Source organism: Streptomyces sp. NRRL S-920 (genome assembly GCF_000717945.1).
GTDB classification, from domain to species: domain Bacteria; phylum Actinomycetota; class Actinomycetes; order Streptomycetales; family Streptomycetaceae; genus Streptomyces; species Streptomyces alboniger.
The window spans coordinates 1-15,618 of the sequence record NZ_JODF01000090.1 but is presented as its reverse complement, the minus strand read 5'-3'; the positions used below and the strand labels follow the sequence as shown (position 1 = coordinate 15,618).

Below are 15,618 nucleotides of genomic sequence, written 5' to 3'. Positions count from 1 at the left end.
CAATAGTGTCGGACCCCGGCGGTAACCTTGGCCGAATGAAACGCGCCGGTCTGCTGCTCCTCCTCGTCGTCGTCCCCGTCGCCACGGTGGCCGCATGCCTCCTGGGCGACGACGCGGGCGAGGGCGCGGGCGACGGCTCCGGGGCTGCCCCGCCGCCGGGCCTCGCCGCCCCCGCCAAGAGGGAGCTGGCGCACCGGCTCGTGTCGAGCGCGGAGAACTCGACGCTCGACTGGCGCGGCCAGTACGGCTATATCGAGGACATCGGCGACGGGCGGGGCTACACCGCCGGGCTCATCGGCTTCTGCACCGGCACGGGCGACCTGCTCGGCCTCGTCGAGCGCTACACGAAGGACCACCCGGACAATCGGCTCGCCCGCTACCTCCCCGCCCTGCGGAAGGTCGACGGCAGCGACTCCCACAAGGGCCTGGACCCCGGCTTCACCGAGGCCTGGCAGGCGGAGGCCGCCGAGCCCGCGTTCCGCGCGGCCCAGGACCGGGCGCGCGACCGCGGCTACTTCGACCCCGCCGTGCGCCTCGCCAAACGCGACGGGCTCGGCACGCTCGGCCAGTTCATCTACTACGACGCGATGGTCATGCACGGCCCCGGCTCCGGTCCGCGCACCTTCCAAAACCTGCGCGAGGCGGCTCTGAAGCAGGCGGACACGCCGGCCGGGGGCGGCGAGGAGACGGCGTACCTCGACGCCTTCCTGGATGTGCGCCGTGCGGTGATGAAGCGGGAGAAGGGCCACCACGACACCACGCGCCTGGACACCGCGCAGCGCCGCTTCCTCAGGGACGGCAATCTGGACCTCAGGACGCCGCTGACGTGGAAGGTGTACGGGGAGACCTACAAGGTGACCTCCGTCAGCCCTTGACCGCGCCCGCCGCCAGCCCCGAGCCCAGCTTCCGGTGCACGATCACGAAGAAGATCATCACCGGCACCGTGACCAGGGTGGAGCTGGCCATGACCGGGCCCCAGGACGTCGAGTTCTCCCCGAAGAACTGGTAGATGCCCACGGCCGCCGTGTACTTGTCGCTGCCCTTCATGAAGGTGTAGGCGAAGACGAACTCGTTCCACGCCGTGATGAAGGCGAAGATCGAGGTGGCGACGAGGCCCGGCGCGACCAGCGGCAGCAGCACGGACCAGAACATCCGCGGCCAGGACGCCCCGTCGATGTACGCGGCCTCCTCGACCTCCTTGGGGACGGTCGCGACGAAGCCGCGCAGCGTCCAGATCGCGAAGGGCAGCGAGAGGGCGATGTAGACGATGCTCAGCCCGAGCAGGGAGTTGAGCATGTCGTAGTCCCGCATCTGGATGAAGAGCGGGATGACCAGGGCCTCCAGCGGCACCATCTGCACGATCAGGATCATGATCAGTACGGAGGTACGGAAGCGGAACTTGAAGCGGGCCACGGCGATGGCCGCGAAGAGCGAGAGCACCCCGGCCGCGACGATGGTGGCGAGGCCGACGAGCACCGAGTTCAGCAGGTACGTACCGAAGTTGCCCTTGTCGAAGACGAACTCGAAGTGTTCGAGGCTGAGGCCGCTGGGCAGCACGTCCGCACCCCGGGTGAGCGCCTTCGGGTCGAGCGCGGTGGAGATCATCCAGTAGACGGGGAAGAGCGTGAAGACGAGGAGCGCGACGACGGCGACCGGTAGGCCGATGCGGCTCGCGAGGGTGGTGCGGGTGTGCGTGCGCGTGCGGGCGGTCACAGTTCCTCCTCCCCCTGCCGGAAGAGCGTACGGATGTAGACGACGGTGATGGCGAGGAGCAGCACGGTCAGCAGGACCGCGGCGGCCGCTCCCGCGCCGTAGTCGTTCTTGGCGAACGCCTCGATGTAGGAGTAGACGCCGAGGTTGTAGACCTCGGGGTTGGAGCCGTCGCCGCCCGGCATCAGATAGATCTGGGGGAAGACCTTGAAGTCCCAGATGGTGGAGAGGATGGTCACCACGAGGAAGACGGGTTTGATCGTCGGCACGGTGATGTTCCAGAACCGCTGCCAGGCGTTCGCGCCGTCCAGCTCCCCCGCCTCGTACAGCTCCTTGGGGATCGTCATCAGTCCCGCGAGGACGGTGATGGCGACGAAGGGGAAGCCGTGGTGGATGACGTTGAGGGTGGCGATGGCGTAGAACGGGCCGCGCTCGGTGAACCAGTTGGTGGTCTCCGGGTCGATCAGGCCGAGGGAGCCCGCGATCTGGCTCGCCATGCCGTCCTGTGGCTGGAAGAGCCAGATCCATACGTACGTTCCTGTCACCGCGGGCATGGCCCAAGCGGCGAGGATCGCGATCGAGCAGATCAGCCGCCAGGTGGGGCCGAGGCGGTTGAGGAGCAGCGCCACGAGGGTGCCGAGGGTGACGGTCAGGCCGACGCAGGCGAGGGCGAAGAAGACGGTGTTGGGCAGGACGGTCCGCCACAGCAGGTCGCCGCTGAGCAGGTCGCGGTAGTGGTCGAATCCGGTGAACGTCCCTACTCCGCCGCCGAATTTGACCTCGTAGTCCTGGAGGGAGAGCTTGCCGACCTGGATCAGCGGCCAGAGCAGGAGTCCGGCGAGGACGAGGAGGGAGGGGGTGAGGAGGAGCCAGGGGCGGGTGAGGGTGATCAGTTTCTTGCGGCGGCGGGCGGCCTCGGCGGCGCCGGCGGGCCGCGGGGCGTCGCGGCGGACCGTGGTCCTCGGTCCGCCGCCTTCGCCGACGAGCGTGTCCTTCACGACAGTCGCGTCCTTCACAGTCGCGTCCTCACAGTGCCGAACCAGCCCTCGTTCACTTGTCCTTGGCGAAGATCGCGTCCATGTCCTCGGCGGCCTTGTCCGCGGCTTCCTGGACGGACGCCTTGCCGGTGAGGATCGACTGGACCATGCGCGGGATGACCTTCGAGGCCTGGATCTCGCCGTACGCCTTGGTCTTGGGGACCGTGGCGCCCGCCTCCAGCATCTGCTTGGCGAACGGTTCGACCAGCGGGTCCTTCTTCGCCGCGATCTTCTTCAGCTCGGAGTTCTGGCCGGGGAAGTAGTTGGTCTGCTCGGCCCATTTGGCGGCGAACTCGCCGGTGGTGAGCATCTTCACGAACTCCCAGGCGAGTTCCTTCTTGTCCGTGTTGAACGTGGACAGGTAGGAGCCGCCGAGGAAGGACTTGCTCATGCCGCCGTTCCGGCCCGGCAGCGGCACGGCGCCGAGCTTGCCCTTGAGGGAGGGGTTCTTGTCGACGATGGCCTTGGGGGTCCAGTTGCCGCCGATGGACATCCCGATCTCGCTCTTGTTCCAGGCCTCGCCGACCTCCTTCTCCGCCCAGGTGCTGACCTTGGCCGGGGAGACCTTGTCCTTGGTGGCGAGGTCCGTGTAGAACTCGATGCCCTTGACGGCCTCGGGCGAGTTGATGCCGGACTTCCAGGAGCCGCCGGACTCGGTGGCGAGTTCGCCGCCCGCGCCCCAGACGAAGGGGGCGGCGAACATCTCGGCGCCGCCCGCCACCGGGAAGGCGACCAGGTTCGGCTCCTTCTCCTTGAGCGTCCTCGCGGCCGTCCGCAGCTCCTGCCACGTGGTCGGGGGCTTGATGTCGTGCTTGGCGAAGAGGTCCTTGCGGTAGACGAGCGAGCGGACGCCCGCGTACCAGGGCATGCCGTACTGCTTGCTGTCGAGCGTGCCCGCGTCCTTGAGGCCCTCGACCAGGTCGTCGCCGAGGCCCGACTTCCTCACCTCGTCGGTGACGTCGACGAGCGCGTCGGTCTCGGCGAACTGCGGCACCCAGGTCGTGCCGACCTCGGCCACGTCGGGCACCTGGTCCTCGCCGCCCTCGATGGCGGTCGTGAACTTCTTCTGGGCGGTGGCCCACTGCTGGTACTCGACCTTGATCTTGGCGCCGGTCTTCTTCTCGAAGGCGTCCCCGGCCTCCTTGAAGAAGGGCCGCGCGTCGGGGTTGGTGCCCTCCATGATCCATACGGTGAGGGTCTTGCCCTTGCCGTCGGTGGCCTTGCCGCCGTCGTCCCCGTCATCACCGCCGCACGCCGTGGCGGTCAGTCCGAGACTCATGGCGACAGCAACAGCCGCGATGACCCGTCGCTTCATGCCGGCCCCCTCCAGGTTCCGATTGGTGGGAGCGATTGTGGTCACATAGGGCAGAGGCGGTCTAGACCCATTGGGATAAGCGGCCGAACCGTAATGACGGTTGCGAGTGCCGCAACATACGCTCGTACCGTTGCACACCATGCAACTCAGGCGTAACGCGACGGCGCCCGCCCTGGTCCGGTCGGGGACAAGGCGGGCGCCGCGTCAGTTCCGTACGCCGTTGTACGGGACGTAGGGGGGACGGAGTTACGCCATCAAGGCGCGGTCCGTCGGGCGGATCGGGGCCGGAAGATCACTCGCACCGGTGAGGAATCGGTCAACACCGCGTGCCGCCGAACGGCCCTCGGCGATCGCCCAGACGATGAGCGACTGGCCGCGGCCGGCGTCTCCGGCGACGAAGACACCGGGGACGTTGGTCTGGAAGTCGGCGTCGCGCGCCACGTTGCCGCGCTCGTCCAGCTCCAGGGCGAACTGCTCCACCAGACCGTTCTCCCGGTCGGTGCCGGTGAAGCCCATCGCGAGGGTGACCAGCTGGGCGGGGATCTTGCGCTCGGTGCCCGGCTTCTGGGTCAGCTTGCCGTCGATGAACTCGACCTCGACGAGGTGCAGGAACTGGACGTTGCCGTTCTCGTCGCCCTCGAAGTGCGTGGTCGAGACGGAGTAGACCCGCTCGCCGCCCTCCTCGTGCGCGGAGGTGACCTTGTACAGCATGGGGAAGGTCGGCCACGGCTGGTGCGGCGCCCGGTCCTCGCCCGGCTTCGGCATGATCTCCAGCTGGGTGACCGAGGCCGCGCCCTGGCGGTGGGCGGTGCCGACGCAGTCCGCGCCGGTGTCGCCGCCGCCGATGACCACGACATGCTTGCCCTCGGCGGTGATGGGGGGCGCCACGAAGTCGCCCTCCTGCACCTTGTTGGCGAGCGGCAGGTACTCCATGGCGAAGTGGATGCCGTTCAGGTCGCGGCCCGGCACGGGGAGGTCGCGGGAGATGGTGGCACCGGCGGCGATGACCACGGCGTCGTACCGCTTGCGCAGCTTCATCGCGTCGATGTCCCGGCCGATCTCCACGCCGGTACGGAACTTGGTGCCCTCCGCGCGCATCTGCTCGATACGGCGGTTGATGTGCCGCTTCTCCATCTTGAACTCGGGGATGCCGTAGCGCAGCAGTCCGCCGATGCGGTCGGCGCGCTCGTAGACGGCGACCGTGTGACCGGCGCGGGTCAGCTGCTGGGCGGCGGCGAGACCGGCCGGGCCCGAGCCGATGACCGCGACCGTCTTGCCGGAGAGGCGCTCCGGGGCCTGGGGCGCGACATCGCCGCGGTCCCACGCCTGGTCGATGATCGAGACCTCGACGTTCTTGATGGTGACGGCGGGCTGGTTGATGCCGAGCACGCACGCCGACTCGCACGGGGCCGGGCACAGGCGGCCCGTGAACTCCGGAAAGTTGTTGGTGGCGTGCAGCCGCTCCTGGGCGGCGGACCAGTCCTCGCGGTACGCGTAGTCGTTCCACTCCGGGATGAGGTTCCCGAGCGGACAGCCGTTGTGGCAGAAGGGGATGCCGCAGTCCATGCAGCGCGAGGCCTGCTTGGAGATGATCGGGAGGAGCGAACCGGGGACGTAGACCTCGTTCCAGTCCCGGACGCGCTCGCCGACCGGGCGGGTCTTGGCGACCTCGCGGCCGTGGTTCAAAAAGCCCTTGGGATCAGCCATTGGTCGCCGCCTCCATCATCTTCTCGGTGATCTCGGTCTCGGAGAGACCGGCTCGCTCGGCGGCGTCCTTGGCGGCGAGCACTGCCTTGTACGTGCTGGGGATGATCTTGCTGAAGCGGCCCACGGCCACGTCCCACTCGGCGAGGAGCTTCTCGGCGACGGTCGAGCCCGTCTCCTCCTGGTGGCGGCGCACCACGTCGTGCAGCCACTGCTTGTCGGTGTCGGACAGCTCCTCGACGGCTCCGAGGTTGCCCGCGTTCACGTTGTCGCGGTCCAGGTCGATGACGTACGCGATGCCGCCGGACATGCCGGCCGCGAAGTTGCGTCCCGTCTCGCCGAGGATCACCGCGTGGCCACCGGTCATGTACTCGCAGCCGTGGTCGCCCACGCCCTCGGAGACCACGGTCGCCCCGGAGTTGCGGACGCAGAAGCGCTCGCCGGTGCGGCCCCGCAGGAACAGCTCGCCGCCGGTCGCGCCGTACGCGATGGTGTTGCCGGCGATCGTCGAGTACTCGGCGAGGTGGTCGGCGCCGCGGTCCGGGCGGACGATGATGCGGCCGCCGGACAGGCCCTTGCCGACGTAGTCGTTGGCGTCGCCTTCGAGGCGCAGGGTGACACCGCGCGGCACGAACGCGCCGAACGACTGGCCCGCCGAGCCGGTGAAGGTGATGTCGATGGTGTCGTCGGGCAGGCCCGCCCCGCCGAACTTCTTCGTCACCTCGTGGCCGAGCATGGTGCCGACCGTGCGGTTGATGTTGCGGATGGCGACCTGGGCGCGCACGGGCTGCGCGTCGGTGGCGCTGGAGGCCGCGAGCGCGTCGGCGGAGAGCTTGATCAGCTCGTTGTCGAGCGCCTTCTCCAGGCCGTGGTCCTGGACCGTGATCTGGTGCCGGACGGCGCCCGCGGGCAGCGACGGCACGTGGAAGAGCGGCTCCAGGTCGAGGCCCTGCGCCTTCCAGTGCTTGACGGCCTTCTCGGTGTCGAGGAGTTCGGCGTGGCCGACGGCCTCCTCGATGGAGCGGAAGCCCAGCTCGGCGAGGATCTCGCGGACCTCTTCGGCGATGAACTCGAAGAAGTTCACGATGTACTCGGCCTTGCCCGAGAAGCGCTCGCGCAGCGCGGGGTTCTGCGTGGCGATGCCGACCGGGCAGGTGTCCAGGTGGCAGACGCGCATCATGACGCAGCCGGAGACGACGAGCGGCGCGGTCGCGAAACCGAACTCCTCGGCGCCGAGCAGCGCGGCGATGATCACGTCGCGGCCGGTCTTCAGCTGACCGTCGGTCTGTACGACGATGCGGTCCCGCAGGCCGTTGAGCAGCAGGGTCTGCTGGGTCTCGGCGAGGCCCAGCTCCCAGGGGCCGCCCGCGTGCTTCAGCGAGGTCAGCGGGGAGGCGCCGGTGCCGCCGTCGTGCCCGGAGATGAGGACGACGTCCGCGTGGGCCTTGGAGACGCCCGCGGCGACCGTGCCGACGCCGACCTCGGAGACCAGCTTCACGTGGATGCGGGCGGCCGGGTTGGCGTTCTTGAGGTCGTGGATGAGCTGGGCGAGGTCTTCGATGGAGTAGATGTCGTGGTGCGGCGGCGGCGAGATGAGGCCGACGCCGGGCGTCGAGTGCCGCGTCCTGGCGACCCACGGGTAGACCTTGTGGCCGGGCAGCTGGCCGCCCTCGCCGGGCTTGGCGCCCTGGGCCATCTTGATCTGGATGTCGTCGGCGTTGACGAGGTATTCGCTGGTCACACCGAAGCGGCCGGAGGCGACCTGCTTGATGGAGGAGCGGCGCGCGGGGTCGTAGAGGCGGTCCGGGTCCTCGCCGCCCTCACCGGTGTTGGACTTGCCGCCCAGCTGGTTCATGGCGATGGCGAGGGTCTCGTGCGCCTCGCGGGAGATCGAGCCGTACGACATGGCGCCGGTCGAGAACCGCTTGACGATCTCGGAGGCGGGCTCGACCTCGTCGATGGAGATCGGCTGCCGGCCCGACTTGAAGCCGAAGAGGCCGCGCAGCGTCATCAGGCGCTCGGACTGCTCGTTCACGCGGCCCGTGTACTGCTTGAAGATGTCGTAGCGGCGGCTGCGCGTGGAGTGCTGGAGGCGGAAGACCGTCTCGGGGTCGAACAGGTGCGGCTCGCCCTCGCGGCGCCACTGGTACTCGCCCCCTATGTCGAGGGCGCGGTGTGCCGAGGGGACGCCGGAGGCCGGGTAGGCCTTGGCGTGCCGGGCGGCGACCTCCTGGGCGATGACGTCGAGTCCGGCGCCGCCGATCTTCGTCGTCGTACCGCTGAAGTACCGCTCCACGAAGGCCTGGTCGAGTCCGATGGCCTCGAAGACCTGGGCGCCGCGGTAGGAGGCGACGGTCGAGATGCCCATCTTGGACATGACCTTCAGGACGCCCTTGCCGAGGGCGTAGATGAGGTTGCGGATGGCCTGCTCGGCCCCGCCGTCCTCATCGGCGTGCAGGAACGTCCCCGCGCGGACGAGGTCCTCGACGGACTCCATCGCCAGGTACGGGTTGACGGCCGCGGCGCCGTAGCCGATGAGGAGGGCCACGTGGTGGACCTCGCGGACGTCGCCCGCCTCGACCAGCAGGCCCACCTGGGTGCGCTGCTTGGTGCGGATGAGGTGGTGGTGGACGGCCGAGGTGAGCAGCAGGGAGGGGATCGGCGCGTGCTCGGCGTCGGAGTGCCGGTCGGAGAGCACGATCAGGCGGGCGCCGGCCTCGATGGCGGCGTCGGCCTCGGCGCAGATCTCGTCGATGCGGGCGGCGAGCGCGTCGCCGCCGCCGCTGACGCGGTAGAGGCCGGAAAGGGTCGCGGCCTTCATGCCGGGCATGTCGCCGTCGGCGTTGATGTGGATGAGCTTGGCCAGCTCGTCGTTGTCGATCACCGGGAAGGGCAGGGTGACGCTGCGGCACGACGCGGCGGTGGGCTCCAGGAGGTTGCCCTGGGGGCCCAGGCTGCTGTGCAGCGAGGTGACCAGTTCTTCGCGGATGGCGTCCAGCGGCGGGTTGGTGACCTGTGCGAACAGCTGCGTGAAGTAGTCGAAGATCAGGCGCGGGCGCTCGGAGAGGGCCGCGATCGGGGTGTCGGTGCCCATGGAACCGAGCGGCTCGCCGCCGGTCTTGGCCATCGGCGCGAGGATGATCCGCAGCTCTTCCTCGGTGTAGCCGAAGGTCTGCTGGCGGCGCGTGACGGAGGCGTGGGTGTGCACGATGTGCTCGCGCTCGGGCAGGTCGGACAGCTCGATCTCGCCGGTTTCCAGCCACTCCTGGTACGGGTTCTCGGCGGCGAGCGCGGCCTTGATCTCGTCGTCCTCGACGATGCGGTGCTCGGCGGTGTCGACGAGGAACATCCGGCCGGGCTGGAGGCGGCCCTTGCGGACGACCTTCGCGGGGTCGATGTCGAGGACGCCGACCTCGGAGCCGAGGACGACGAGGCCGTCGTCGGTGACCCAGTAGCGTCCTGGGCGCAGGCCGTTGCGGTCGAGGACCGCGCCGACCTGGGTGCCGTCGGTGAAGGTGACGCAGGCCGGGCCGTCCCAGGGCTCCATCATCGTGGAGTGGTACTGGTAGAAGGCGCGCCGGGCCGGGTCCATGGAGGTGTGGTTCTCCCAGGCCTCCGGGATCATCATCAGCACGGAGTGCGGCAGCGAGCGTCCGCCGAGGTGCAGGAGTTCGAGGACCTCGTCGAAGGACGCGGAGTCGGAGGCGTCGGGCGTGCAGATCGGGAAGATCCGGTCGAGCTTCTCCTGGCCCCCGAAGAGGTCCGAGGCGAGCTGCGACTCACGGGCGCGCATCCAGTTGCGGTTGCCCTTGACGGTGTTGATCTCGCCGTTGTGCGCGACGAAGCGGTAGGGGTGTGCGAGCGGCCAGCTCGGGAACGTGTTCGTCGAGAAGCGGGAGTGGACGAGCGCGACGGCCGTGGCGAAGCGGCGGTCGGACAGGTCGGGGAAGAACGGCTCCAGCTGGCCGGTGGTCAGCATGCCCTTGTAGACGATCGTGCGGGCGGAGAGCGAGGGGAAGTACGTCCCTGCCTCGCGCTCGGCGCGCTTGCGCAGCATGAACGCCTTGCGGTCCAGCTCCAGGCCGGTGCTCTCGCCGTCGGCCACGAAGATCTGCCGGAAGACGGGCATCGTCGAGCGGGCGGTGGCGCCGAGCAGCTCGGGGGCGACGGGCACATCGCGCCAGCCGAGGACGGTCAGGCCCTCCTGGGAGGCGATCGTCTCGATCTGTGAGACGGCGGCATCGGTGGTGCCGGCGGTGTCGACGGGCAGGAAGGCGATGCCGACGGCGTAGGCGCCGGCCGCGGGCAGCTCGAATCCGGCCACCTCGCGCAGGAAAGCGTCGGGCACCTGGAGCAGGATGCCGGCGCCGTCACCGGAGTCCGGCTCGGAGCCGGTGGCGCCGCGGTGCTCGAGGTTGCGCAGTACCGTCAGCGCCTGTTCGACCAGTTCATGGCTGGCAACACCGGTCAGGGTGGCCACGAACCCGACACCGCAGGCGTCGTGTTCGTTGCGGGGGTCGTACATCCCCTGGGGGGCGGGGCGACCGTCCATGGGCGACCAGGCGTGGGTACGCATCGGCACTCCCGTCGTCGTCGTGGCATATGCAAGAGGCGAGGGACGACGTTGGCCCTGGCGAAATTTCGTGCAGGTTACATGATGGAGCGCTTCTCGAAAAGCGGATAGCTCATTCCAACATGTGGACACCGCTCGGGGAGGTGGGAGCGGTTCGGAGGGGACCTTTACGGACAGATCTCTTGGCCGAAGGCCCGGGGCACCCCAGGCTTCGTTGCCCGCGGCGCTTGTGGCTCATGCCCGGTGGTCACCGACTCGAAACCGCCGAGTAACGGCTACTTATGCAATATCCCGCATAGGACTGCACTGCCTCATCCTACGGCCGTACCGAACAGACTGCCCAGGGCGTACGTCACACCGGCCGCCGCCCCACCGAGCGCGAGCTGCCGCAGACCGCTGAACCACCACGAGCGCGCGGTCACCTTCGCGACCACCGCGCCGCAGGCGAAGAGCCCGATGAGCGAGAGCAGCAGGGCGGGCCACAGCACGGTGGCGCCGAACAGGTACGGCAGTACGGGGAGCAGGGCGCCCAGCGCGAACGCGCCGAAGGACGACACCGCGGCGACGGCGGGCGAGGGCAGGTCGCCCGGGTCGATGCCCAGCTCCTCGCGGGCGTGGATCTCCAGGGCCTGCTCGGGGTCCTTGGACAACTGCCGGGCGACCTCGCGGGCCAGCTCCGGCTCGACGCCCCGCGAGACGTACAGCTCGGCCAGCTCCCGCTCCTCGTCCATGGGGTGCTTGCGCAACTCCCGCCGCTCGATGTCCAGTTCGGCCTGGACCAGCTCGCGCTGCGAGGCGACGGAGGTGTACTCGCCCGCCGCCATGGAGAAGGCGCCCGCGGCGAGTCCCGCGAGGCCGGTGATGACGATGGTCTGCTGCGCGACCGAGCCGCCCGCGACACCCGTCATCAGCGCCAGGTTGGACACGAGTCCGTCCATGGCGCCGAAGACGGCGGGACGCAGCCAGCCGCCGTTGACATCACGGTGGGTGTGGTTGTCGCGGTGCGCCTCGTGCAGCGCCGCTTCGGTCTCGATGATCGCCATGGTGTGGACCCCCTCAATGCTTGGACGACGTCGAAAGTACGCCCGAAAAAAATCTCCCGCCAGCAAGGAAGGCCGTACTTACCTGCGAAAACGCGCCGCCGCGCAGCCCTCGCGAAGGGCCCCGGGGCCGCTCACCGCCGAGCGCACTCGGCGGGCGAAGGGGTGATCTGAGCCTCGGCATGCTCGTGTGAGCACCCCGCGTGGCAGAGATGGACCAAGCACCGCATCCAGCGGTCCGCGCAACAGGGAGGCACGGCATGGCTTCCACCGCATGCGTTCCCTCGGTCCCGGCGCCCGGCGACGCCGCCGACATCCGCGAACGGGCGCGCGGCGCGCTGCTCGGCCTCGCGGTCGGCGACGCGCTCGGCGCACCCGCGGAGAACATGAAACCGTCCGAGATCCGGGCCCGTTGGGGCCGCATCACCGGATACGTCACCGACCACCCGGCGGGCACGGACGACACCGAGTACGCGATCTTCTCGGGGCTGCTGCTCGCGCGGCACGGCTCGGCGCTGACCGTCGCGCACGTCGAGGCCGCCTGGCACCAGTGGATCGCCGACCTGGACGAGGGCCCGTTCCGCGGCGCGGGCTTCAGCGAGCGCGGCACGCTGGAGAATCTGCGCCGCGGCCTCGCCGCCCCCATCTCTGCCCAACACCGGCACGCCTGGAGCGACGGCCTCGCGATGCGGGCGGCGCCCTTCGGCGTCTTCGCCGCGGGACGCCCCGCCGAGGCGGCCCGGCTGATCGCCGTCGACGGCTCGGTCAGCCATGACGGGGAGGGCATCTACGGCGGTCAGGCGGTCGCGGCGGGGGTCGCGGCGGCGATGGCGGGAGCGCGGGTGGACACCGTGGTGACGGCGGCGCTCTCCGTCATCCCGGACGACTCGTGGACGTCGCGGTCGCTGCGGCGGGCGGTCGCGGTCGCCCACCGGGGCGAACGCGCGGTCCGCTCGGCGGTGGTCATCGGCGGCTACCCCTGGACCGACCTCGCCCCGGAGGCGGTGGGGCTCGCCTTCGGGGCGTACGCGGCGGCCCGCGGCGACTTCCGCTGCGCGGTGCTTTCGGCGGTGAACATGGGGCGGGACGCCGATACGACGGCGGCGGTGGCGGGGGCGCTCTCGGGCGCCACGTGTGGCGTCTCCGCGATCCCTGGCCCCTGGGCCTCGGCGATCGGGCCCGCGCGGGGCAGCTGCCTCCCCTCCATGCGGGGGCATCACGTCCTGGACGTGGCGGAGCTTCTCCTTCCTGCGGGGGAGCCCTCGTGAGCCCCGACAAGCCCACCGCTTCGCGACGGATCTCTCCCACCCACCCACCCGTTCACCCCGCTGTTCCCGCTGTGGGCAGGCGTTCCGCAGGGCGGAACGGGTGGGCACAGCCCCCGGCGCCGGGTAGCGAGCCGAACGGCGTTCACAAGAGCGCAGCCAGCGCCCGCAAGGCATACGGCCCCCGCATCGAAGGCCTGCTCCTGGGCCTCGCCGCAGGTGACGCCGCCGGTTGGCCCGCAGCCCGGCACCGGGCCGCCCGCATGCCCGAGTGGACCCGGCGCCTCACCCGGGAGCTGGACACCTTCGCCGAGCAGAACGCCACCACCACCCTCCCCGTGCCCATCGCCCTCAACCAGCCCCCGGAGCCGCTGCGGCTCGGCCCCTCGGACGACGCCGAATGGGCGGCGTTCACCGCGGAGTCGCTGCTCCGCGCCGCCGACGGGACCCTCGGCAAGGAGCTGTCCCCCGACCGCCGGGTACGGGCGGCGCTCGACCTGGCCTGGTCGACCCTCGCCGCCGAAGTGGCGCAGGCGGCGGCCCGCGCCCCCGAGGTCGAGTCCGCCGTACTCCCCCTGCGCGCCCGGATCTCCGTACGCGCGGGCCTCGGCAACCTCGCCGCGGGGCTGCGTCCGCCCGCCACCGGCCACGACAACCCGCACTTCTTCGACGACGCCGCCTGCGTACGCGCCTGCGTCCTCGCCCTCGTCCACCCCGGCGACCCCGAACAGGCCGCCGTCCTCGCGGAGTTCGACGCCCGCTACACCCAGGACGGCGACGGCACGCACGGCTCCCGCGCGATGGCCGCGGCGATCGCGGCGGCCCTCGGCGGCGCGGACATCGGTACGGCGGTCGACGCCGCGCTCGCCCAGCTCCCCGAGCACACGGAGATCGGCCGCAACGCCCGGCACGCCGTGAAGCTCGCCCACGACGCCGAGTGCGCCTTCGACCTCGTACCGCTCCTTGAACACCAGATCGTCGACCATGTGTACAGCTACGGCATCGCCGCCGCGGAGACCGTTCCGGTGGCCCTCGCGCTGGCGGTCGCCGCGCGCGGCCGTATCCGCGAGGCCGTGCCCGCCGCCGCCTGCCTGTCCCGCGTCGCCGACTCGGCGCCCGCCCTCGCCGGTGCGCTGACCGGCGCGTTCGGCACCTCGGCAGCGATCCCCGACGCCTGGCGCACGGCCTGCCGGACCCTCTCCGGCTGTACGCTCCCCCGCCTCGCGGGCACCGACCTGGTGGAACTCGCCGGGCACCTGGCACACACAGAACTGACCGCTCCAGGTGGACAATTCCGACATGAAGCCCACAATTAGCGCGGTCGGCCTGGCGGACCGCATCACCGGCAGCCTCGTCGGCGCGGCGGTCGGCGACGCCCTGGGCGGCCCCGTCGAGGGGTACGCGCCCGAGCAGATCGTCGAACGGCACGGCGGGCGCGTCCAAGGCATCGTCGGCCCCTGGAACGGCGACCGGTGGCGCACCGCCCGCCCCATCGCGCCCTACCACAAGGGTGACGGGCACGTCACCGACGACACCTTGCTCACGCACGCGCTCGTACGGGTCTACGGCACCGTCCGCGACCACCTCGACGCGTACGCCGTCGCCGACCACCTCGTGCCGGACCTCATGAGCGCGCCGCGCTGGATCCCGGAGCTGGAGGCCGAGGCGATCCCCCTGCACCGGCTCTTCCTGGCCGAGAAGTGGCTCGTCGCCCGCCTCCACTACGGCCACGTCGACCCGCGCGAGGCGGGCGCCGGCAACATCGTCAACTGCGGCGCCGCGATGTACATGGCGCCGGTCGGCCTGGTCAACGCCGCCAACCCGGAGGCCGCGTACGCCGAGGCCCTCGACATCGCGGGCGCCCACCAGTCCTCGTACGGCCGCGAGGCGGCGGGGGTCTTCGCGGCCGCGGTGGCGGCGGCCTGCACGCCCGGCGCGACGGCGGACTCGGTGGTCGAGGCGTGCCTCGCCCTGGCGAAGGACGGTACGCGCGCCGCGATCGAGGCGGTGGCCGAAGTAGCCGCGCGGCACCGGGACTTCGAGACGGCCCTGGCCCCTCTACGGGAGGCCGTCGCCCCCTTCGACACGGTCGGCCCCGACTACCGCTCCCCGTCCCTGGGCGCCCGCCGCCCCTCACGCCTGCACGCCATCGAGGAGCTGCCCGTGGCCCTCGGCATGCTCCTGGTCGGCGAGGCGGACTACCGCCGCACCGTCCTCGGTTCGGTCAACTACGGCCGGGACTGCGACTCCATCGCGACGATGAGCGGCGCGATCGTGGGCGCGCTGCACGGCGAGGCGGCGGTGCCCGCCGACTGGGCCGAGCGGGTCGCCGAGGCCAGCCGCCTCGACCTGCACGCCCCCGCGAGGACGCTCACGGAGGTCACCGAGGAGATCTTCGCCCGGGATGTACGCCGCCGCAGGGCTCACGAGTCGGCGTTCGCAGAGCTGACGGGCGCGCGTGCCGCCGCATCTCCCGCGCAGGCGTCTACCGGGCGTGCCGTCCCATCTGCCGCGCAGGCGTCGACCGCGCGTGCCGCCACATCCGGTGCGCAGGCGTCGACCGCGCGTGCCGCCCCAACTGCCGCACAGGCGTCGACCGCGCGTGCCGCCACATCTCCCGCGCAGGCGTCTACCGGGCGTGCCGCCACATCCGGTGCACAGGCACCGACCGAGCGTGCCGCCCCATCCGGTACGCAGGCGCCGACGGCCAGGCAGGCCTCGGCGGCCGCGCAGGTGCCGACTGCTGAGGTCGGGGCTGCGGCCGCGGAGACCGCACCGGTCGCGGCCGGGGGCCCACGGGCCGACAGCACCACCCCGACCTCTGCCGCCCCATCGGCCATCAGCACCACCTCGACCACCACCGCCCCACCAGCCATCAGCACCCCACCAGGTACCGCCGCCCCAACGACAACCAGCACCACCCCAACCACCGCCGCCCCAGCCACCCCCGCCCCACCAACCACCAGTACCCCAC

General features: G+C 70.8%; 9 protein-coding genes and 1 pseudogene. 4 read left to right on the top strand and 6 right to left on the bottom strand.

All coding sequences use genetic code 11. From position 1 onward, the window contains the following. Positions 1-35: 35 nt before the first annotated feature. The gene (locus tag IG54_RS0135130; protein ID WP_030794455.1) at positions 36-875 is read left to right on the top strand and encodes a chitosanase; all 840 of its coding nucleotides are present in this window, start codon (positions 36-38) and stop codon (positions 873-875) included. On the opposite strand, the gene IG54_RS0135125 is transcribed toward IG54_RS0135130, so the two are convergent. The 6 genes from IG54_RS0135125 to IG54_RS0135100 form a co-directional block, all read right to left on the bottom strand. Next, entirely contained in the window at positions 865-1,713 is an 849-nt protein-coding gene (locus IG54_RS0135125; RefSeq protein WP_051820383.1) for a carbohydrate ABC transporter permease, read from the bottom strand. The two genes, IG54_RS0135130 and IG54_RS0135125, sit on opposite strands and share 11 nt — an antisense overlap. Continuing rightward, positions 1,710-2,726 carry a carbohydrate ABC transporter permease gene (locus tag IG54_RS0135120; RefSeq protein WP_234336465.1) on the bottom strand — a complete coding sequence of 339 codons (1,017 nt, stop codon included), beginning with the start codon at positions 2,724-2,726 and terminating at the stop codon, positions 1,710-1,712. Before IG54_RS0135120 ends, IG54_RS0135125 begins: the two co-directional genes overlap by 4 nt. A 34-nt stretch (positions 2,727-2,760) precedes the next feature. Then, the gene (locus IG54_RS0135115; RefSeq protein ID WP_030794447.1) at positions 2,761-4,062 is read right to left on the bottom strand and encodes a sugar ABC transporter substrate-binding protein; all 1,302 of its coding nucleotides are present in this window, start codon (positions 4,060-4,062) and stop codon (positions 2,761-2,763) included. 246 nt (positions 4,063-4,308) lie between these two features. After that, entirely contained in the window at positions 4,309-5,769 is a 1,461-nt protein-coding gene (locus IG54_RS0135110) for a glutamate synthase subunit beta (protein ID WP_030794444.1), read from the bottom strand. Continuing rightward, positions 5,762-10,342, bottom strand: coding sequence for a glutamate synthase large subunit (gene gltB / locus IG54_RS0135105; RefSeq protein ID WP_078594896.1), 4,581 nt, complete (start codon positions 10,340-10,342; stop codon positions 5,762-5,764). Before gltB ends, IG54_RS0135110 begins: the two co-directional genes overlap by 8 nt. A 308-nt stretch (positions 10,343-10,650) precedes the next feature. Next, positions 10,651-11,382 carry a VIT1/CCC1 transporter family protein gene (locus tag IG54_RS0135100; RefSeq protein WP_030794438.1) on the bottom strand — a complete coding sequence of 244 codons (732 nt, stop codon included), beginning with the start codon at positions 11,380-11,382 and terminating at the stop codon, positions 10,651-10,653. Positions 11,383-11,639: 257 nt separating this feature from the next. Between IG54_RS0135100 and IG54_RS0135095 the strand changes: the two genes are divergently transcribed. The 3 genes and pseudogenes from IG54_RS0135095 to IG54_RS0135085 all read left to right on the top strand — a co-directional run. After that, positions 11,640-12,647: an ADP-ribosylglycohydrolase family protein gene (locus IG54_RS0135095; protein WP_030794436.1), complete on the top strand. Its 1,008-nt coding sequence runs from the start codon at positions 11,640-11,642 to the stop codon at positions 12,645-12,647. A gap of 29 nt (positions 12,648-12,676) precedes the next feature. After that, positions 12,677-13,960, top strand: a complete 1,284-nt coding sequence (locus tag IG54_RS0135090) for an ADP-ribosylglycohydrolase family protein (protein ID WP_078594898.1) — start codon at positions 12,677-12,679, stop codon at positions 13,958-13,960. Further along, positions 13,944-15,104: pseudogene (locus IG54_RS0135085) on the top strand (ADP-ribosylglycohydrolase family protein); the annotation flags it as partial. The gene IG54_RS0135090 and the pseudogene IG54_RS0135085, both read left to right, overlap by 17 nt. Positions 15,105-15,618: the final 514 nt, after the last annotated feature.